At 46.6% G+C, this 22,186-nt stretch carries 15 protein-coding genes; 1 reads left to right on the forward strand and 14 read right to left on the reverse strand.

Going from position 1 to position 22,186, the window contains the following annotated elements:
- Positions 1 to 61: 61 nt before the first annotated feature.
- The 11 genes from BLS15_RS10855 to BLS15_RS10910 form a co-directional block, all read right to left on the reverse strand.
- Positions 62 to 721, reverse strand: a complete 660-nt coding sequence (locus tag BLS15_RS10855; protein WP_021256863.1) for a carbohydrate-binding family 9-like protein — start codon at positions 719 to 721, stop codon at positions 62 to 64.
- Positions 722 to 953: 232 nt separating this feature from the next.
- The gene (sigK, locus tag BLS15_RS10860; RefSeq protein WP_021256864.1) at positions 954 to 1,658 is read right to left on the reverse strand and encodes an RNA polymerase sporulation sigma factor SigK; all 705 of its coding nucleotides are present in this window, start codon (positions 1,656 to 1,658) and stop codon (positions 954 to 956) included.
- Positions 1,659 to 1,841: 183 nt separating this feature from the next.
- A complete protein-coding gene (locus tag BLS15_RS10865) occupies positions 1,842 to 2,762 on the reverse strand; it encodes a discoidin domain-containing protein (RefSeq protein ID WP_175460751.1) in 921 nt (306 codons plus the stop codon).
- Positions 2,722 to 4,743 carry a DUF4855 domain-containing protein gene (locus tag BLS15_RS10870; RefSeq protein ID WP_254777324.1) on the reverse strand — a complete coding sequence of 674 codons (2,022 nt, stop codon included), beginning with the start codon at positions 4,741 to 4,743 and terminating at the stop codon, positions 2,722 to 2,724. The genes BLS15_RS10865 and BLS15_RS10870 overlap by 41 nt, the downstream gene beginning before the upstream one ends.
- 622 nt (positions 4,744 to 5,365) lie before the next feature.
- On the reverse strand, positions 5,366 to 8,419 hold the full coding sequence (locus BLS15_RS10880) for an NPCBM/NEW2 domain-containing protein (RefSeq protein WP_175460752.1): 3,054 nt from the start codon (positions 8,417 to 8,419) through the stop codon (positions 5,366 to 5,368).
- A 1,564-nt stretch (positions 8,420 to 9,983) separates the two neighbouring features.
- Positions 9,984 to 10,706 (reverse strand): 5'-methylthioadenosine/S-adenosylhomocysteine nucleosidase, encoded by a 723-nt coding sequence (gene mtnN, locus BLS15_RS10885; protein ID WP_090511405.1) that lies wholly within the window; start codon positions 10,704 to 10,706, stop codon positions 9,984 to 9,986.
- 13 nt (positions 10,707 to 10,719) lie between these two features.
- Complete coding sequence (locus BLS15_RS10890) at positions 10,720 to 11,568, reverse strand: MetQ/NlpA family ABC transporter substrate-binding protein (protein WP_021256870.1); 849 nt, start codon at positions 11,566 to 11,568, stop codon at positions 10,720 to 10,722.
- 48 nt (positions 11,569 to 11,616) lie between these two features.
- The gene (locus BLS15_RS10895) at positions 11,617 to 12,387 is read right to left on the reverse strand and encodes an SDR family NAD(P)-dependent oxidoreductase (RefSeq protein WP_021256871.1); all 771 of its coding nucleotides are present in this window, start codon (positions 12,385 to 12,387) and stop codon (positions 11,617 to 11,619) included.
- 5 nt (positions 12,388 to 12,392) lie between these two features.
- Positions 12,393 to 12,854, reverse strand: coding sequence for an S-ribosylhomocysteine lyase (locus tag BLS15_RS10900; RefSeq protein WP_021256872.1), 462 nt, complete (start codon positions 12,852 to 12,854; stop codon positions 12,393 to 12,395).
- A 93-nt stretch (positions 12,855 to 12,947) separates the two neighbouring features.
- Positions 12,948 to 13,628, reverse strand: coding sequence for a methionine ABC transporter permease (locus BLS15_RS10905; protein ID WP_021256873.1), 681 nt, complete (start codon positions 13,626 to 13,628; stop codon positions 12,948 to 12,950).
- On the reverse strand, positions 13,625 to 14,692 hold the full coding sequence (locus BLS15_RS10910) for a methionine ABC transporter ATP-binding protein (RefSeq protein ID WP_028531314.1): 1,068 nt from the start codon (positions 14,690 to 14,692) through the stop codon (positions 13,625 to 13,627). Before BLS15_RS10910 ends, BLS15_RS10905 begins: the two co-directional genes overlap by 4 nt.
- A gap of 249 nt (positions 14,693 to 14,941) precedes the next feature.
- Here BLS15_RS10910 and BLS15_RS10915 point away from each other — a divergent pair, with 249 nt between their 5' ends.
- Positions 14,942 to 16,177, forward strand: coding sequence for a chitinase (locus BLS15_RS10915; protein WP_090511408.1), 1,236 nt, complete (start codon positions 14,942 to 14,944; stop codon positions 16,175 to 16,177).
- Between the two features lie 229 nt (positions 16,178 to 16,406).
- Here BLS15_RS10915 and BLS15_RS10920 read toward each other — a convergent pair whose 3' ends face one another.
- The 3 genes from BLS15_RS10920 to BLS15_RS10930 form a co-directional block, all read right to left on the reverse strand.
- Complete coding sequence (locus BLS15_RS10920; RefSeq protein WP_175460753.1) at positions 16,407 to 20,381, reverse strand: S-layer homology domain-containing protein; 3,975 nt, start codon at positions 20,379 to 20,381, stop codon at positions 16,407 to 16,409.
- 111 nt (positions 20,382 to 20,492) lie between these two features.
- Positions 20,493 to 21,299, reverse strand: coding sequence for a carbohydrate ABC transporter permease (locus BLS15_RS10925; protein WP_021256877.1), 807 nt, complete (start codon positions 21,297 to 21,299; stop codon positions 20,493 to 20,495).
- A complete protein-coding gene (locus BLS15_RS10930; RefSeq protein WP_081677106.1) occupies positions 21,296 to 22,174 on the reverse strand; it encodes a carbohydrate ABC transporter permease in 879 nt (292 codons plus the stop codon). The genes BLS15_RS10925 and BLS15_RS10930 overlap by 4 nt, the downstream gene beginning before the upstream one ends.
- Between the last annotated feature and the right edge of the window lie 12 nt (positions 22,175 to 22,186).

The raw sequence follows: 22,186 nt of genomic DNA on the forward strand, positions 1-22,186 counted from the left end.
CCCTCAGCACAGAAGCTGAGTTTATGGGCCTGAAAGGCGCTTACTCGTATCAACCACTATTCTATTTCGTAAATCGAATGGTTCCGAAGCATTCTGGCATGTGGAAATTAACTGCACCTGTCGGAGCCCAAGCATCATAAGTGCGAGCACCAAGCTTATCTTGATCAATTCGGAACCAGTTAAGACGGAAATGAGAGCCCACTTCTGGTGTAGTACATTCCAAGTCCTCAAAGCGAATCGCCAATTCATATATCACTCTGCGTACTGGAACATTGACATACGACACAGAGGATAGCAAATGCTCGGCATTCCATTCCGGATGGAAGCCCTTCGGTTCGCCAGGATTGTTCGTAATGTAAGCATCGAATATCACATTATGCGGACTTACATTAAATTCAAAATAAGCACGGCCATCCCCGTCAGGATCAATGAAGCACTCTACTACATCCGCCTCGTACAAAGGGTCATCCCGGTCCGTATATGGGCTGACGATGTAATCATCCTCGCATTCAAATTGCATATGGAACGTCGTATCTGTCCAGCAAGCCCTCACCTTCGTCTGTTGGCGTGGAGCTGCCCCCGTTACTACATCTACTAGCTCTACCGAATCTGTCAAGCTCCAATCTGGCGTGCCGCTTGGCATATAGGTACATGGATAGTCCAGCGGTCTATGCAAATCATTCCCCGTATGTTGTATTCCTTGATGCTTAGCCGATGTCATTCACTCTCTCTCCTTATGCTCTATCATTGTTGTCCTAGCACAAGTGTAATCGATTTCGAGTTAAATAGGTATCACGTGTTAGCCAACAAGCAATAGAAAATGTCGTATGTAAATAAGAGATTGCGACATCGTGCTCCATCCGCTCACACCAAAAAGAGCCGCAAGGCAATCCTCGCTGCTCTGTTCGGTTTTTCGATTTCTTCATGACCAGGCTCAGCTTATTCGTAACAGTTCAATCTCGCTTCACTTTGTAGAACTCATGATACAGCTTCATAAGCGCCCGCTTCTCTATCCGTGACACATACGAACGCGAGATGCCTAATTCCTTCGCAATCTCCCGCTGTGTGCGCTCATCGCCGCCCCCATCTAATCCGAACCGCCCCCGGATAACTTCCTGCTCCCGTTCATCCAATATATCCAGATTGCGATATATTTTGCTCTTCTCGATCTTAAGCTGCACCTTCTCGACGACCTCATCGCTTTCCGTACCAAGGATATCTATAAGAGTGATTTCATTACCTTCCTTGTCAGTCCCAATTGGATCATGCAGCGATACATCCTTGCGTGTCTTCTTCAGCGAACGAAGATGCATCAAAATTTCATTTTCTATACAGCGAGCTGCGAAAGTTGCCAGCTTCGTCCCCTTATTCGGCTGAAAGCTCTCGATCGCTTTAATCAATCCAATCGTGCCGATCGAGATCAGATCCTCAAGATCCTCGCCGGTATTATCGAACTTCTTCACGATGTGGGCAACAAGCCTTAAGTTATGTTCAACTAACATATTTCTCGAATGTGCATTCCCTTCTGCCATCAAGCGCAAATGCTTCATTTCTTCTTCCTCCGCTAATGGCTGGGGGAACGCATTATTTTTAACATAGGATACCAATAAGGAAATCTGCTTAATGAACATGGCGATCGACGACAAAAACCCAAGCATTACTCCACCTCCTAAGACGTAAACACCCTCATGATTTTTCCGATTGAGAACGTTACATTCTATGTGGGCAGCCGCCTATGCGTGCCTGTACGGGGGAAAAGAATATGGCGCAATTCAAAAGGTAAAGCCACGGATCACAGCGTGGAAATAATGCTGCGTCCATGGCTATATATTTGCGAAGTATCAGTTCTTTTTGCTGTAGTCGAATGTAAACTTCACGGGCGTCGACATTCCCTCTATCCAGAGATAGGCGTCGTTCGTTCCCTTTAGATTCCCAACAAGCTTGATCGTGAATTGGAATCTTCCCGTTTCTGAGCTCGTCGTCTGGCCTTCGTACCGGACTTTCCCTTTCGAATCGAGCACTTTCAAATTCACTTTGGACTGGCTTCCACTCATCACCAGACCATCGATCGTTAATTTCCCTGCATCCACATCTATCAGAGCTCTTGCGCCATCAATCGGTGTGACCGCATTGCTTCCCGCAAGATTATATACACCAAATTCATAGAAGGAATATCCGTATTCCGTATTTTTTTGAACGCCTTGGAATTTGACGTACCTAGCTGTGACTGGATCAAAATGAACGGTTTCTTTTCCGGCATGCGCAGTAATGATTCCGTCATTGTCCTTGATCACACTGGTCCAATTCTGATTATCATCGGAGACAAGGAGTTTGTAGGTTTTAGCCCGGGCATTCTCCCAGTCGATGCTAACCGTATCGAACTCCTTGGATTCACCAAGATCGACTTGGAACCAGGTATCATCCACATAGGCGCTCGACCATCTTGTCGAAGAGAATCCGTCTACCGCATTTTCCGGTGCCAATCTCGCAAGGGAGCCTTCTACGGAAGAAGCAGTCGCTGGTTTATTTTCGGCCAGATTGCCAATGAGACTATAAACCTCTTCTTTCAACGCGGCGTAAGCCGTATCCGAAATGATTTGGTCTGCCGACAATTGATCTAGTTTCACATTGAAGCCTTTCAAGTACTTGTCAAACTGGCCCGCATCTGTTCCTTCAAAACGTTTCATCAGTTCTAGATTATTGTTCAGCGAACGAGGGGCTTCAGCTGTCGTAAACTGATTCTGTTCTGCGAATCGATCCACATGTGTTTTCATCGTATCGGCGGTCGCTACCGCTCTGATGATGTAAGTCGTCGTCTTGGATTTTCCACGTAATTTGAAGAGTTTCCGAGTCCGGTATGTTCATATCACCATTTAAAATTTGTCCGTTAATGAATATGTCCGCCTCCGGCGCCGGGCTATTGTGGACGACGTATGTTCCGTTCAAATATTGATACAGCCAGTCATACATTAAACGCAAGCTTGGATCCTTGCTGACTCCCAAGTTGTAAACGGCATTATTTCCTTGGTAATAAGCCCTAAAGCCATTTTGCATCAATCCCGTTTCAACGCCGCTGTTCAAGTATTCGATAAAACGCTCGCGGAGTACGGCGTCCGTCAGCATACCGTCATCAAACTCGACTTCATTCCCCATCCCGTACCGCTTTGCATTATTCGCAGCATCCTCCAGACGGTCAACATCCATTCCACCGAAGAAGTAATTCGGCTGATAAGCAGCAGCATCTATTCCAACGTCTTTCCACATATACATTTTGTATGCCAAAGAGTGAGGAATCCAGAACACCTTCAAATTCATGGCATGCACTTTTTCACTCATCATTCGAGCCACGTCTGGTCCCGTTTCACCTATATCGATTTGTTCTGGCAGCCAGTACATACCGACAAGCTCAAGATTTGAATAGTTCGCAGCATCCCATCTTTGCTGAACCTGATCGAGCCACCACTGTATCGCTTTCCCCCTGTTTTCAAGCGCTTTATCTCTGCCGACAACGGATTCGTTAAAATTCAAGGAACCAGTACCGTCAACGTCGCCAAAATCGGTTAAGGATCCCCCTGGATCCGGAATCATTAACACAACCTTCTCTTTATGATCAGGCTGGTTCAGCTTGGCTCCGACTTCCTTGGTAGCCTCATTCAAGTTCTGCATATCCCCCGTGTCCGCAAAAGTTTTATCCAAATACCATTTCCAGTCTTCTAAGTTCGTTTGCCCTAGGCCGTAATCACGGCCAGCAGGTGAAGCAAGCCCTAGATACAAAATACCATCAAAAAGCCAATCAGTAGGCTCGCCATCCTTATTCACATAACTGATGTTAGGAATAATCCGCTCCTTGCTCCAATCACCCAAACCATTTGCATACTGTCCGTTGTACAGCAAATTCAGATTCCGAATCCCAGCTGTCGCTTCACCCGGCTCTAAAAAATGAGGCTGCTCAGTAAGAACGGTTACTGCCCCGTCTACCTTGCCGTCCGTACCCATTATTTCAACTTCGTCAATGTATTCCCATTGTGAGGGATGCATCGTAAAGATGACTTTCACGTACCGGGCATAAGCCAGCTTGCCATCCGTTTTCCCGCCATTGATTCCGTCCCGGCTTCCATCCCATGTGAAGGTCTCCTGTCGAGGTGGCCCTGACCCCCATAGCAGTTGGGTAGCGTTATGAGAAAGTAATCCCCAATTCTCCTTATCGTCGGAGACATACATCGATACCTCTAGCGGTACGAGGATAGAGTTTGTGGGGAAATCCTGAAAAAAGCGGGCTGATATTTTGCCGATCGACTTTGCCTCGCCCAAATCGAACACGACTTCACGTGCTTTTCCGCGCACATGTCCTACCCACGCCGGGTCATTCCTATCCAACTTTCCATATTTCCCATCTGTAAGCTTATAGCCGTCGTCCGGATGCGATGCGTCCGGCTGTTCAGACCATTCATAGGGAAGACCTAGCGCAAGATTGCGGAATTTCGTCTGATCCTCTGATGATGATACTGCTTGGCGATTTACATCCGGTGTTTGCTTTGCCTGATCCATTTCCGGCCCTCCGTCATCCGTTGGTTGTTCCAATAATTGTGGATTTCCCGCGTCATTCCCTTCTGTCTGGATCGCATCTTCCGTCTCTGTGATGGTCACTGTCGGAACAGTTGACTTCGCCTGTGCCACAGAAACTGAAGTCATCAACAAAACAGCTGCAATCAGGATCGATCCCCATTTTTTGTTCGAATTCATTAATCCAGCTCCTTATAAGTTTTTTTGGATCCCCACAAAATATTTGGAATACGCATCGAAGCATAGGCTCCACTCCGTACTTTTGCTCCGCAAAAGCGCCCTCTTCGAGAGGCGTAGGACTTCTTTCCGATACTCTTTGTCGGGCATTTTAGAAATACAAGAAACCTGTACACCTCTTTCTCTGTTCTGGATGAACTCTCGATTTTTGATCCCTCCTTTCGCAGCATCCGGCATAAACCATTTGGGAGCACTTTCAGAAAAAAGCTCCTAAAAGCCCGAAAACGAGTGAGCGGTAGCTGAGTAAAGATGTGCCTGCGTATCAGCCTCCAAAAACAGTATTTAGTTAGCGCTTTCAAAATAGAAAGAGTGTTTCGCCTGTTGATCATTTTGAGCGCGATCATGGCCCTATACATTGGAATATGGCTGAAAATTGCTTCCGCATGCGTTCATGATAGAGGGGGACTTGCAGGAGAACAAGCAACATAATTTGATACACTACCGAAATTTTTTTCATACGCCATACGAGAACTACTGTCTGTAAAAATACGAAAACTGATATTTAAAAAAAGGCCAAGTCCGAACTGGACACGGCCTATAAGAACCTATATCATTCCACGTGAACTCATTGATTTGACTCAGGCACAGTCACTTCTGTTTGAAGATCCTCATCGTTTATCTTTGTATGAATTTCGGGAGCAGTGTTGTTGTCAGCAATAAATTGGGCGTCCGCCCAATCTCCGTGATCATTGCCAATTCCATCGCCAGCATCGGTAACGATTAACTTTACTTGTTTCTTCCCACTAATATCAACATCAACAAATTTGGCTGGAGTGTCTCGTCTCATCGTCCCGCTGTCAAACAATTTTTCACCATCGGCCCATACTTGAAAAACTATGGATCCGCTATCGTTATTGTGTGATTCGTGATCAAGGCCTACGTAGCTTTGAAAGCGATCATACCCTTTTCCGGCAATGTCGTAAATGATTTCTGAATTCGCATGCGTTCCAATTCCTTTATCATAGGTGACAATGCCCGAATCAGTTAATAATTTAATCGGGTTCCCTCCGACACTAGCATCTCGATGAATCGTTCCCCAGCCAGTCGTCGCATAAATCCACGGGAGGTCGCTTACATACAATTGTGGAGTGATTTTAAAATGAATCTTATACGTTTTCGTCACTGATCCATCTGCCGAGTTTACCGTAATCACGGTGGTACCCGGAAGTTGATCAGCTGGTGAAATATTTACCTGAACATCGCTATTGGCCGGAATGACTTCCACCGTAGGCACATCCGTTATCGTGCCTTCCAAAAATGTCATGTAGTAATCTTGCGTTACCTGATCAAAGCTTGAGAAGGATTCCCCGTTGATCCTGATGTCATCTACCAACACCTCTTTCAACAACTTAGCTCCCGCCCAATCCGCATGTGTTGCACTATTGCCGACAGCACCGTCTATTACTTCCAACGTAAGAACATCAACAGTAGAAACATCAATATTGATATGCTGGGGCTCCGCATTATCTTTTATTACACCACTATCATAGAGCTTTTGCCCGTCTCCCCACACTCGAAAGATGACAGAGCTCCCTTGAGTTTCACTGTCTAGGCCAATATCAGAGATAAACCTTGCAAAGTGTTTGCCAATATAATAGGAAACTTTAGAGTAAGCATGGACACCTAAACCTTTTTCATACCCTTTACCGTTCAGCGTAATCATATTGCCGTCTCCTTGACCACTCCCGCCAACACTTGTATCCTTTTCAACCGGACCCCAACCGTTTGTAACATTGCCGTAAAACGGCATGTCGCTAATAAACGCATCGTCCGTCGGAGGAGAGGATGGAACTTGCACGGAAAATCCTGAGCGTACATGCCCCTGATTTCCGCCACCAGAATTGAACACGGAATCCGCTGAAAGATGGTTCCAGCCAACCACAGCGTCTTGAGGAGCCGTCACCGCCCAACTCACCGTAACGGAACTGTTATTGCCTTGCGGTGGCATGTTATTAACCATGGTGGCCGAACTGGGGATTGCTTCCCATCCTGCCGGTACATGCAGATTGAGATTCAGGTCATGGACAGCGACTCTTCCATAATTGGTTATCGTTGTTGTGATCGTTTTGGTCTCACCTGGGGCAATAATAGAAGGTCCGTCAAACGATATACCAACAGCGGAAGGCGCCTGGTTCGGTGTTCCCGTTGCAACACGGTAGGTAACCGCTGAAAATGGTGCAACGTCGGAGACAATTTTGCTGGCATAACTCATTTTTTGACCCGTCCAATCGTCTTCAGCCAAGTAAACCGGAGCATGTTTGAAACCTAATTTTTCAGGTTCAGCAGTGATTGTTGTCGCTGTAGTAGTCCGGTTGACCAATGTAATCATTTTGTTTCCATTAGATAACGATTTCACCCAAACTTCCTTGCCGTCATTATTGACAACACGCTCAAATCCGTCCGTTGAAATCACATTGCTCGTTTCAGGACTGATGCGATACATCATAATCCCGCGAGCCGGGACAGAAGCATTGATTTTGTCAGTGGTCGTTGTTGTTTCATGTGCCCAAAGATCTCGAACCGTATAGGTTTGATTGTCTACAGACGGGGTTATGCCCAATTGGCTCAAACTTATCTCCATATTTGTCGGAGCACCGTTCGCGTTGAAGAACAATACGGCTTTGTCCCCATTGGCCATCGGTTTCAACAATACATAAGTACCGTCGTTTTGCTGCTTGATGGGACGTCCCTGTAATCCGATTGGATCCTGATTCACCGCAGTCACTTCACCATTGGCGTAAATATCTAAAATTTCTTGGGGGGCATTCAGTAAATCGGTGCCCGAGAGCAATGGCGCAGCCATTATGGACCAAAGACCAAATTCGGTTCGATATTCTTCTAGATTCTTGCCCCCGTTGCCGATTTCCAACATATCGGGATCATTCCAATAGCCCGGACCGGCATACGGATACAGTTCCATATTTCGAAGGACATGGACTAACATTCTTTCATACGAATCACTGATATCACCAGTAACCCGCCACAGGTTGCCTACTTGCTTGCCCCATTCCCACGGATTTTCGTTTCCTCCAACGCTCATACTGAAAACAATGTCCCGTCCTGTAGCTGCAAGCGCATCGCGCATCTTCACATAGCGTTCCTGCAGCGGTTGACCCAGTGGGTCGCCACAATTATCATACTTTACATAGTCGATTCCCCATTCGGCAAAAAGCTGGGCATCTTTCTCTTCATAATTGAGACTCCCCGGATACCACGCACAAGTCCTGTTACCTGCGCTTGCATAAATGCCCATTTTCAGACCGAGAGAGTGAACATAATCGGCGACTTCCTTAATCCCGTCTGGAAACTTTGCCGGATCGGGAACCAAATTGCCGTTTTCATCCCGCTCACTAAGCATCCAACAATCATCGAGGTTAACGTATTGATAGCCCGCTTCTTTCATCCCGGATTCAACCATCTTTTTAGCTGTTTCCTTTACGAGAACGGCATTCACGTCACAATGAAAGGCGTTCCAACCATTCCAGCCCATCGGAGGCGTTTGCGCAAGACCATTGTCAAGCGCATAGGCTTGCGAGTAATTGAACCCTAACAAACCAATGCACAGCGCAAACAAAAACAAAAGCTTTGCCAACGACTTTTGAAAACAAGGGTTGTTCATTGAACCTATCATCCTTTCTTTTATTTATTCTCGTCCGGATTGTCAAATGCAACAGTCGGTATAAGTACAGTGCTAGCCTCCTTTGTTCTTTCTATGATTTTCCCTGTCCCGGGTGAATGCTCGATTTTGATCCCCCCTTTCGCGAAATTATGTATAAACCCACTTGTAAGCGATTTCAACAATTTCATAAAGACGAAAGTTAGAGATCAAGTGAGGCAAGTCGATACTGCAAACCAGTCAGTGTTCGCTTCCAAAAGAAAATAAAGGTTTTCCTAGACAATAATTTTGAAAAACGATGTGCTTTCACTTAATAAAATTGTGGGTTCATATGTAAACGAAATATAAGTAAGAAGAAGCATGAAGTGAAAAGTCAGAAAATACACAGGGAGGAAAGAAACGATGATACAAATATCGAGCATCGGAATTACACTCGTGGTAATCTGGTAACTACTGTATATCCTATACGATTGTATAATTAATAATCTGGTAATATCGTTCGTTTAATTCAGCTTATTTTCCGTTATTATTAGAACACAACATGCGCCATTATTTTAAAGAGGATTAAGTTACGATGGCTGCTGTAGAACGAATCTCATCATGAACAAGGTTAAACCAATACTCTACCGGATTGGGCCACAACAAAAGCCCCTCCGATATTACCCATATAAATACTTTGCTGTATAAAACAAATCATGCAAACTAAAAAAACCGCAAACAATGCGTACTTTCGTACGTACCGTTAACGGGTCAGTTTTATCTTTATTCCTTGTTTAGGCCGCCCCCCATGAATCGAAGCTACTGAACCATCAGATCGTAAAATGGCGGCATGGTCAGCAACGCTGAGTTTTTCCTGGTCAGTTATTGTCGCGAAAATAAAAATTATGCCATAATAAGAAACAACAACACAAAAATAAGTAATGCAGAAATAGTATTGTTCTTCGTTCTTCTTCAAACACACCTTTCACTATCAGTGTTCTTCATTAAAACATATATACTGAGGTGATTCTAATAACCCAGACAAAAAATGTTTTAATTGCTCTACTTTCTTCACTCCTCCTCTTATCCGTTATTTTCGGGATTTATAGTCAACATGTTGCTAGCACACTAAGAAATGAGTTAGACAATGACTACAAACGTATCCTATTTCAAATGCACACGACTATCGATAATAATAACGACAAAGAATTGCTTATTCTGGAGTTATTAAAGTTCAACAGCCAACTCGATGTTCTTGGAACGTATACATCCTATAACAACAACCGCAATTCACTTTCCATGTATACCAAACACTTGAATAATTACTTTACAAATTTCTTAATCTTAATCGAAAAGAGAAGCATTGAGGAATTACAATCGCTTTCCACTAGTTTCTATAATCTATCAAAAGATCCTTTCAATATTACCCATATAAATACACTGCTATACAAAACAACCAATGTAAACTATGAATGATCAATTATTTCACATAAGCTATGAGCCATAGACAAAACACAAAGAAAAACCCGCCAACTATGCGTACTTTCGTACGTACCGTTAGCGGGTCTATCTTATCTTTATTCCTTGCTCAGCTCGCAACCCCAATGGATCGAAGACGCTGAACTAGCAAATCAGTGAAGTGCGCAGCATGATCAGCAGCAACATCCAGATTATCATCGAAGCTGTTCGCCGTGACATCGCCATACCCAGCAATGTCCGATACAGCCTTGACGGATAATACCGGTATCCCGTATTGCGCTGCTGACTGTACGATTGCCAGCACTTCCATATCAGATACCTTCACGAGAGGGAAAGTGGATTTAATCCCCTCTACACGCTCAGCCTTGCTCATGAATGAATCCAATGTCAGCACTAATCCAAAATCAAGAGTGTATGGAAGCTCTGCTGATGCCGCAGTTTGCCGCGCCACTTTCAGCCACTCCGCATCCGCCTCGTACTTGGCCGGCATTTGCGGAACCTGGCCGAGTTCATACCCAAAACAGGTGGCATCGACGTCACCATACACGAACTGGGTAGCAATTATGACGTCGCCTACGTCCAATCCAGCGCCAAATGCACCTGACGACCCGGAATTGATGATGACATCCGGCTTATAACGCTCAATTACAAGGGTAGCCGCCACTGCTGCATTGACCTTGCCAATCCCGCTCTCCACTAGAATCAAGGATTGACCTTGGTACATCGCTTCTTCGATAATGACTTTGCCTACCTGTATTCTTGCTATAATTTGTGACTGGCTTCGAAAAGGAGCCATTTCTTCTTCCATCGCTGTTATAATCGCAATCCGCATGAAGCCAGCCTCACTATTCTTTCAGATAGGAGATCGGTTTTTCTACAGGCACTTTTGTGCCTCCGAACTCTTTCTCAATATATTTTTGCGTATCTTCGTTGTGGTATAATTCACCTAATTTCAAAATGCCTGGCTCGTTCTGCTTATCAGAGGTCGTCACGAGCACGTTGATATTATGCTTGGTATCCACAGAGATCTCCTCATGGAACAACGAATCCTTCAATACGTTCAATCCGCCTTCCATCGCAACCGTATTCCCGATCAATACCAAATCCACATCTTGAATGACCCGCGGACCTGTCGTATCGTCAATTAGCTTGAATTTCAGATGCTTCGGATTTTCTACAACATCACTTTCCGAACCCGTTCCAATGTCGAACCCATCCTTCAACTTGATGAGCCCTGCTGCCTGCAGCAAGCTTAATCCTCTTGCCGTGTTGGCTGGGTTATCCGCCAGAGCAACAAGAGCACCATCTGGAACGTCCTTAATATCCTTGATCTTCTGCGAATAGATTCCCATCGGCTCTAGATAGGTTGTCGCTACTGCTGCAAGATCAGCTTTGCTGTCTTTATTGTAGCTGACCAAGTACGCCCAAGATTGAAATGCGTTGACGTCTACTTCCCCGTCTTTGGTTGCGTTATTCAGCTCTACTCCGCCATTGATCTCCTTGACTTCGATATTGAGCTTGGCGTCCTTCGCCGCCTGAGATTGCGCGATATGCTTCCAAATCTGAGCGTCCGATCCCTGAGAACCGATCACGATTTTCCCAGCATCGCCTGATGATTTGCCTCCGCAGCCGGCCAGCACCAGTGTCAAAGCCAACCCAACCGCTAATCCGCCCCATACTCTCTTTTTAGTCATTCGATTTACTCCCCCCTATATGTAAAATAAAGATAAGAGCTTTCTTGCTTAATGCATCGTCATCCCGCCTGTTACATTAATCGCCTGGCCGGTCATATACGAAGACAACGGACTTGCCAGGAACAGCACGACATTGGCCACATCCTGAACTTCAGCGGTTCTTCCGAGCGGAATCTGGGAACAATCCTCCGCATAGATTTCCTCTGCGGTCATGCCGCGGATGACTCCACCTTCAATCCGCTCCCGATGCTTCATCGGTGTTTCTACAATTCCCGGACATACCGCATTCACGAGAATGTTATGCCGCGCCAGCTCGATCGCCATCACCTTCGTCAAGCCAAGAACAGCATGCTTGGATGCGCAATACCCACCCATAGCCCGGTAGCCGTTCTTTCCTGCTTGGGAAGCAATTTGAATGATTCTGCCCGGCTTCCCGGCATCGACCATTGCTTTGGCAAATATTTTGGAGACTAGGTACAGCCCCGTAGCATTAATGGAGAACACCTTCTCCCAATCCTCCAGCTTGCTGTCAATCACATAATCCATTGTGGATGTCCCCGCACAGTTCACGACGATATCGGGAACCCCTGCATTCTCTACAACCAATTTGGACCAGCGATCAATATCCTTGGACTTGGACAAGTCCAATTTCGTCTCGATAAGCTGACCATCAGCCTCTCGATAATCAGCTTCGTACGCCAGATCAGCAGAGATGACCGTAGCTCCGCTTTGCAGCAAGATTTGCACGATCCCCTGCCCTATGCCTGACTTCCCGCCTGTGACAATCGCTGTCTGATGCGATAGATTGAGCGTAATCATCGCGATTACAGCACTCTTTCAAACGGATCTCTGCTAATTCCCGCTTCCAGCACAATCTTCGCATATTCTTGCGCAGAGAAGAGAGAATGATCCTTGTAGTTGCCGCATTCCAGAGCCGATACAGCCGGAACCTCTGTTGTCTCCAATACACGCTTCAGCGTTCTCTCCAAAGCGGAAGCAATCTCTTCCGGACTGTGCTCGTTCCACAGAATCAGATAGTATCCCGTTCTGCATCCCATCGGAGAAATATCGATAATCCCTTTAATCTCGTCTCTCATATATGTAGCGAGCAGATGCTCAAGCGTATGAAGCGCTGCCGTTGGAATTGCGTCTTTATTTGGCTGCAAAAAGCGCAGATCGTATTTTTGCACGGTGCTGCCTTTCTCATCATGTTCAACTCCTGCTGCTCTTACATAAGGAGCCTTTACGATTGTGTGATCCAGTTGGAAGCTTTCTACTTTTGCCATTGTTCTTCAGTCCTTTGTCTGTAGTTTGTATTCTATTTAATCCAGTACGCACCTAAGGAGCATACTGCATAAATCAAGTTCACTAATCCGTTGCTAATGCATCGTCTTCTTCGTAAAATAGTCGCCAATGAATTGGCACACAAACACCAGAATTAAGATCAAAATGGTAGCAACTATGGTGATATCATTTTGGAACCGATTATACCCCTTGCTAATTGCCAGACTGCCCAAACCACCCGAGCCAATCGCACCCGCCATCGTCGTCAGCCCGATCAAGTTAATAACCGTCACGGAGGAAGCCCGGATAATCGCATTCAAACCTTCCTTCAAATAGACACGGAACACGATCTCAATCGGCCCTGATCCCATTGACTGAGCTGCTTCCACGATCCCAGGATCTACCTCTACCAGCGCATTTTGAATTTGTCTCGCATAAAAAGGAACGATCCCGATAACTAACGGCACAATTGCTGCTTGCATGCCGATCGATGTCCCCGCAATAAGGCGGGTAAGCGGAACGACAACCGCGATAAGAATAATAAACGGAATAGAGCGAAATAGATTAATGACTTTGTCCAAGACACTGTAAACGAGCTTGTTTTCTAAAATCCCGCCCTTATCAACTACAATCAAGGCTACACCTAGCAAAAGGCCGAAAAGTACCGAGAATAAGGAGGTTACGAACACCATGTAAATCGTTTCATAGATGCTGATCAGAATCTCTTCTCTTAAGTTCCAAATGTTTGGAAAGTTATTCATCAAAAACTCACTCATACCGTTTCACCTACCTTAACGTTCTGCACAAGACGGGAATCAATCATTTCCACCGCAACTTGAATCGACTGTAAATATTCGAGCGCCGCTTCTAGATCGCTAGTTGATCCCGACATGACCACAATCAAATTGCCGATAGGCGTTTGCTGCAATATCTCCACATTCGCATATAAGATATTGGTCGTCACCCTGTAGCGAGCGGTAAGCGCGGAGATAATCGGCTCGCTTGTGCTATCGCCAATGTAGGATATCTTGCACAAAATATCGTTGCCTTTCAGCTGTACCAATGACGGATGCTGGGAGAGCTTCTCCAACGTTTGTTCAATATGAGTAGCCGTGTTAATAAAATCCTGAGTTAACGCATTTTGCGGACGGCTAAAGATTGACACGATATCTCCCTGCTCAATAATCCGACCGTCTTCCATTACGGCAACCTTATTGCAAATTTCTTTGACCACTTGCATTTCATGCGTAATGAGCACGATCGTTAACCCTAAAGTTTGGTTCAATTTCTTCAATAATTCCAATATGGATAGTGTGGTTTTAGGGTCTAAGGCGCTCGTCGCTTCATCGCATAATAGGATTTCCGGATCATTCGCCAGCGCTCTGGCAATCGCCACCCTCTGCTTCTGTCCCCCTGACAATTGAGAGGGATACGCGTCCAATTTATCTGACAAGCCTACTAATTCGAGCAAATCCTTAACCTTTTGCGAGCGTTCACGCTTCGAAAGCTTGGAGCTCTTTAAGGGATAATCTACATTGTCATAGATCGTTCTGGAATTCATCAGGTTGAAGTGCTGAAAGATCATTCCGATCTTCCTCCTAGCTGCCCGCAGTTCCTTGGGGCTCAGAGCCAGCAAGTCCTGACCGTTCACCTCTACACTCCCTGATGCAGGCCGCTGCAGCAGGTTAATGACACGCACCAAGGTACTCTTCCCCGCTCCGCTGTATCCAACAATGCCGTACACGTCACTTGCGTTTACGTGCAGACTAACATCCTGTACAGCAGTAACCGATTGAGGGCCCGTGTCAAACGTCACCCAAATATTCGATAATGAGATCATGATGTCCAACCCTTCCTGGTCGTTCTATGTACTGCCGAATTACCGAAAATTTTATTTCCGTAATTATACACCAGAATAGTCGGAATTACTATATGTAAGTATCATCATACCTTCAACTATATTTTTTCGCTGCTTGTTGAGGTCGGTCTTCCAATTTCGTCTCTTTTACTTGTCATATTCCAAAATGAAAGCGATATAAATATGTATCAATAAAACTTGCACGTATTCGATTATAAAGGGGATGTATTGATGTCCAACGTTTCGTATCCGCTTTCAAAGAAATGGATTCGGTGCACACTGCTGCTGACGCTCTGCTCCACGCTGCTTCTCACCTCACTCGGCACAACTGCCTCTGCCTCGGCTGCTGACGTTACTTCCATTTCAGGCAAAGCTGATATTGTATACCTGCTTGATGACAGCTTGTCCGTTGGCGACAGCCGCATTCTGACCAGACAACAGATTGAATCCCAGTGGGATGGAATCGATCCTGACTATACCGCAGACAAGGCGGTTGAGGCCGTCCGATCCGCACTCTCTGAGAAGGAATACGAAGCGTTATTCCCAATGCGCCTTGGTTCGAAAGAATGGCATGCCTTCAACAAAGATAAGAAAGACTATAATCCCAATCAGACCGACTATTACTCCTATCAAAATCTCATCAATGCCGTCAGCCTTGTAGCCAATGTGAAATACAAAGTTTCGTATCGGGAAGGCAACTATTCTGCTCAAGAAATTTATCGTTTAGAGAAAAAGGGCAAAACCGAAACGCTCATTGTACGCTCCGATGACTTCAATACACCAGAAAACAAGACTAAGCGCATCATCACGCAAATCGTCGATTACGGCGCCTTCTTGAATGAAGGATTGGAGAAGGATCGCAAACGCGATCTCGCGGCGCTGCTTGCCAATCTGTCTCATGAGACTGGCGGAGGTTGGGACACCGCTCCGGGAGGTATGCTGCGCTGGGGGCTCTATTGGAATGAGAACATCGCTGGCAGAACGGGGCAGAATAAATCGGAGTTCGTGGACCCTGCCAGCAGCAAGGAATATCCGGGTGTTCCAGGCAAGAGATACTATGGCCGTGGGCCAATCATGCTGAGCTGGAATTTCAATTACGGGTTAATGAGTGCCATTATATACGGAGATAAACATGTGCTGCTTCGAAATCCGGAATGGATTGCGGCCGACGGCAAGCTTGGTTTTGCAACCGCTATCTTATTCTGGATGACGCCGCAAGCCCCGAAACCTTCCGCCCATGATGTTATGATTGGCAGATGGAAGCCCGCTACGGAGGAAAAAGAAAAAGGATTAGGTTCTGCAGGATTCGGGGTTAGCATCATGGTACTGAATGGACTGGAAGCTAATCTGGATGAATCGAACGGCGCCATCAAGCGCCGCACAGGTCATTATTTGGACATTACAAGTAAAATGGGTGTGGATGTTACAGGCGAGAAGCTCAACACGCTTGGGATGCAGCCTTTTTGATCGTATGGAGAAGCAAGATAATAGCCAACTTACCAACAACAAGATCGAGGAGCATTCACATTCAGGCATATAATCATTCAAACATCAAATCAATTCAATCATTTAATCGACATCCATTTTACCAAAAAGCAACATATAGATCAGAAACTATCAGTTCAGCTACCATGTAAAGCATGAACAGCCTTCCCTATTAAGAGGAGAAGGCTGTTGTCATGATCATCTTCTGTACTTACTTCTGCAATACCATCGGAATCATGCGATACAAAACTAACGCGGCTTCGGCACGACTCGTTGTTTTTTTCGGCAAAAGCTGCTGATTGGATCCTTCGATCAATTTCAGCTTCACAAGTGCTGCTGCACTCCGCCGCGAATAATCTGCAATTTGCTCACGATCCGTAAATGTATTCAATGCATCTTCATTTTCCGACCCATTAATGACCTTCATTTGCAGCAGCGCACGCTCGATGATGGTCATCCACTGCTCCCGCGTCACTTTTGCCTCAGGCTGAAACTCTTTATCCGTAACCCCCTGAATAAGCCCAGCTTTTTTGGCTATCGCGATGTCATGGTAGTAGGATGCGGATGGATCAACGTCAGCAAAATTCGAATCCGCTTCCGCAGTAAGGCCGAGCATACGAACGAGCATGACAACGAGCTCAGCACGTGTTATCTCTTGTTCTGGCGCAAATCGATAGGACGATACGCCATCCAGCACACCGCGTGAGGCAAGTGCTTCAATAGCCTCTTTCGCCCAAGCCTGCTTCTGCAAATCCGTGAACTTTGCTAACTTGTATACAACTTTGTAGTCCTCGTCGTCGTAACCAAGGAACTTCACTTTAAGTACTGAAGGATCATAGTAGCTGAATACAACCGGTGTGGTGCTCCCATCTCCATTCACCCGGACGACAGTTAAATAGTGTGGATGCTGCAGTTGTTCAGTTGTCGGTTCATATGGCAGCTCCATAAGTTGTATCTCTCCGTGCTCCTTGTCAGGCTTAGGCTTCTCCGGTTCTATCACTGATGGCGGTGATGAGGAATTACTGTTGGAACTGTTTCCGCTTCCTGAGCCCTTTCCATTTCCATTTACTTTGTCTGACCCCTGATCCACCTTCACCGTAACCGTGGCCTCTGCCTTTAATAGCGTCCCTTCAACAGCTCCCTTCACCGTATTGCTGCCAACCTTGCTGTAAAGACTAGCATCAATCTGATCCCACACAACTGACACCTGCGCTATCGATAAGTCTGAATACGTCGCCGTTACGACAGAAGGCATCGCTGGCGGTGTTCCGACTACTGTCTCTACGAATACTGGTGATAGACTCGTAATATATGGTGTCTGTGCAGGTGACTCCTTGACATGAACCGTCGCGATCGCTTGAAGATCCGTACCTGCAACTGATCCCGTCACCGTAAATGTTCCAACCTTCGCATACTGTTCAGCCTCAATTGGATTCCATTTGACAGATATCTCCGCTACCGTTAAATCCGAATACGTCGCTGTCACGACTGTCGGCAGCAATGGAGGCTTCCCGACTTCCGTATTCACAACTACCGGAGCAACACTGATAATGTGAGGCTCTCCAGCTATAACGACAGGGATTGCTGCAGTCTCGGCCGTTACGCCATCATAATTTCGTGTCACTTGCAAAATAAGATGAACGATCTGATCCGCAGCTGGACGAACAATCGTACCATCCGGCCGAATAACCGTCTCGTTGTCCGACGATTTGATCGAGACTGTGAAGCCCTGCGGTACAGAAGGAAGCGTTACGTACTTGTCGTTTTTCCCAGGTGGTTGAATAGAAGTAATCCAGTCTGCAATCGAATTTGGAGTGATGGACTTCACAATAATCGATCCCATATCAGGGGCATATTCCGTCGGATTATATAAGGTAATGGAGTTCGAGCCTTTCTTCAGCATAATCTGAATGGTTTTGAGCTGTGCTTTATTCCAATCCGTCCCCGTCAGTGGCACTTCGATCCCTTGCTCCTCATTCGCCCGCACGAACACCGAACGAGGCACGGCGGTTGCATACTCGATCTGCAATTCATAGATGCCATCCCCAGGCACGGTGACTTGTTGAAAGGTAACGGTGTTGTAGTTTCCAACAGGCCCGCCGACAAATCCAACCACACTCCCGGTCATAAACGCGCCATTGCTTCGCAGTACCGCATTTCCTGTCAATACGGCATTCTTCGCATCATACACATCGTTGATATTCACAACGCTTCCTGGCGGCACGATAACAGGGATTGCAGTCGTATGGGTACTCACACCGTCAACCCTCCGCTTTACTTGGAAAATAAGAAGAACTTCTTCCTCTTGGCTCGTTGGCGATATGAGCCCCGTGTGGTCAATGATATCCGGACGCTTGGATTCAAGCAGCTCGATCTCATAGCCCTCCGGCACTGGTGGCAGCGTTAAACGAGTCGCATTCTTCGCAGGCGCTGGAACTGACTTCAATCCCGCAGCGATTGTCTGTATCGGATCCAATGGTTCCTGATTCGCTGGCGTAATGGAAACCGCTGACCCCGCAGCTATCGATAAAGTGACGGTGTCCCCAGCAGTCGGCAGTCCTCGCTCAATCGATCTCGGCAGTCCCAAGCCGATCTCGAATACGTCAACCGCCTGCACGCCCGCCCATCCAGCAGGCAGCTTCCAGCTTCTATCCTTGTAGCCATCCTGGCTGAATGCGATAATCTCCAGCTTATCCTTACGCCATAAGGCAGGTACGAACATCTCTGTACCATCTGCAATCGTTACATCACCGTGCTTCACGACGCGTTTGCCGTTCTGCTTAGAGCTCGTCACTCCATCTGAAAATTGCACAGTGTCCGTTGCGCCATCGTAACTTAGGCGTTCGTACTGATTGAGATACTGCCAGAGCAATGTTGTCGTACTGAATTCCTGCAAAAATCCCGTCAGCCTCACCTTGTCTTTTTTGACAATGTCTTCGCCATGCATGCTCGTGCCGAACAACTCATTGCCACCCTTTCCACCGACAGCAAGCGCTGCTGGCAGCTTCATCTGACTGTCGAACGAACGCCAATCCGCCCACCACGCCATCGGCTGCAGACCGAATAACGGATCACCGCGGTAGCCATGGAAATACTCGCTCGTAACGTCCATTCCTTTATCACGCCAGTATCGCATAATCTTTTTCTGCGTGTCGCTCTCCTGACGATACGTTGTCTTATGATACGGATCCGCATATCCGACGGAAGGCACCCATTCCGTTGGACTCGTTACGAATGCATCGATATGGATCGTCTTCCCTCGAAGCAGCTGAGGGATCTTGACAAGCAAGTCATCGATATTGCGTTGGAATACTCCTGCTCCCCAAGCACGTGTTAGATTAATTTTATAACTCTGGCCACTTACCCAATGGCCTCCCTTTATAAGCTCACCGTTCTCTTCCTTGCGAATGAGATCCTTATTGACGAATTCCTCCCATTGCGGGCTATCTTGATAGGCGTCCGTCATATTGATGTGGAAGCTGATCGTCGTATTGTACTTCTCCGCCTCATCCATGAACCATTTCAGGCTGTCCAGCGCCGTAGCATCACCTGGTCGCTTCAGCTTCGGATTGACGACATTCCAATCTGGATATTTCGAATCGTGGCCATCATGCTGCCAGCCAACCAAATAGATGATTTTCGGCATGCCGCGCGTCATGTGATCCACCTTCTTGATCGCTTCCAGCGCTTCATCCAGCGTTAATTCTATTTTCCCGTTGTCTCCCAAATATAGCTTCATCGTTGAAGTGCCAGTGTAATCTCGCAAAAATGGCCGCGCAGGCTCAGGCTTGATCGTCAGCTTCAATGTATCTGTCAAGCGAATACCGTCTCTAACTACTTCCACGCCGATCTGGACTTCACCAACATCCTGTGTCCCTGCCCTTGCTAGTCCATCATCCCCAATGGTAAACATGTCGATAGGAGCGCTATATGCAATTGTCGTCTTTGCATCATGCCGCAAGTCAATCTCACTGCCATCCTTCAACCAACCCGTCACCTGCAGCTGCGTCACACCGTCCAAAGGCACTGCCATATCGTCGGCGGACAGCTTAACCGATACAAGTGGATTGTCATTATCGGCTGCCCCTTGGGCTTGAATCGTACCGCCGCTAGTGAATAAGCCGAACACCATAGCAAGAACAAGCGCTAATGAAGTGATCCTTGCACTCGATTTCTTCCTGAACATGATTAACCCCCTTCGCATTCCTAGTTGTTGTAGCCCCGTCCTTGTTGCCTTGATCTTGGTTTCTTTGTAACTTGTTTACCTTGACCATACCACTTTTCCTTGCTGTTGCTGCTACCCTTTAATCGCCCCGTCTACCATCCCTTTCACGAAATATTTTTGCAGAAACAAATACACGACCGTGAGCGGCAGCATCCCAATAAAGCAGCCCGCAGCGACCCAACTAATATTGCTATGGAACTGCGAGACGAAGCCCGACAGGGCAACCGGAATCGTCATCATCTCTTTCTTCTGCAAGAAGAATACGGAGAATTGATAGTCATTCCACACCTGCACACCGATCAAAATGACCACTGTAGCCGTGATTGGCTTCAGCAAAGGGAAAATAATTCGCAGAAAAATTCCGTACCGGCTGCAGCCGTCGATCAGCCCCGCCTCGTCCATCTCTCGCGGAACCGTACTGATAAACCCGGTAAACAAAAATATCGTCATCGGCAGCGCAAAAGTGACTTGTGTCAGAATAATCGCCCAGTATGTATTGATTCCGCCTACGTCTACGATGAATTTGTACAAAGGTACGAGAATCGTCAATGCTGGGACAATTAAGCATGAGATGCACAGCGTGTACACGAATTGATTCCACTTGGTCTGATGGCGAGCAAGCGGATACGAAGCACACGCACCGATGAACACGACGAGAATAACCGCAGTAACCGTGATAATCCCATTGTTCATAACAGCTCTTCCTAGCTGAGCATCCTGCCATGCATGAATGAAATTATCCACTTGGAGCTGCTGCAAAGGCATCCATTTGCTGCTTGTATCTTCTATTGGTTTGAAGGACAGATTGACTAAAATGTAAAAAGGGATGCTGTGAATCAGCACGATGAGTACTAGCGCAATATATTTAGCAATCTTCACACATCCACTTCCTTCCGACGAAGCAGTACAAGTGATGAAATACTGATGACCGCGATGATGATGAACATCAGATTCCCGAGCGCTGCCGCGTATCCCGCATCCTGACGGGCGAAATACAGATTGTACATCATCGTGGACAAAGACTGCGTCGCATAGCCTGGTCCGCCGTTCGTCATCGCTACTATGACGTCAAACAGCTTCAAGCCCCCAATGAGATTAAGCACAATATTGATCGTAATTGCCGGCATAAGCAGCGGAAGCGTAATCCGCATGAATCGGCTCCACCAGCCAGCGCCATCGATATTGGCCGCTTCGTGATACTCTTTCGAAACAGACTGTAAGCCTGCCAAAAAAATAATCATCGCAATGCCCATATACTGATACGTGTTAACCAGGACAATCATCCATACCGCACGTGAGCCGTTCGACAGCCAATCCACGGCCTCTCCGCCAAATAAACGGATTGCATCGTTCAGCGCCCCGCCGTCGTACTGAAAGAAGAAGTAGCTGATATAACCCATTATTAATGGGCTGATGATTACGGGAAGGTACACGATCATTCGGACGATCCCTTTCCCTCTTAGCTTCTGATCCAGAAACAAGGCGTAAGCAAGACCCATCACATTTTGAAATACCGTGCTTCCGAAGCCGTAAATAAACGTGTTCAGAATCGTCTGGACAATCTTCTTGTCCGACAGCATTAGCCGATATTTGTCGAAGCCTACCCATGCGTATTGCTGCGAATAGCCGTCCCAATTGGTGAAGGAGATTTTAACTCCCTGGATTAGAGGATAGAAAATGAACACGGCAAACAGCACTAGCGCCGGGACGTACATCAGATTGAGTATTCCAGCAGAATGAACCCATCTGACCATGAAGCCCGAATG

The organism is Paenibacillus sp. cl6col, from assembly GCF_900102125.1.
Taxonomy (GTDB): domain Bacteria; phylum Bacillota; class Bacilli; order Paenibacillales; family Paenibacillaceae; genus Paenibacillus_B; species Paenibacillus_B suaedae.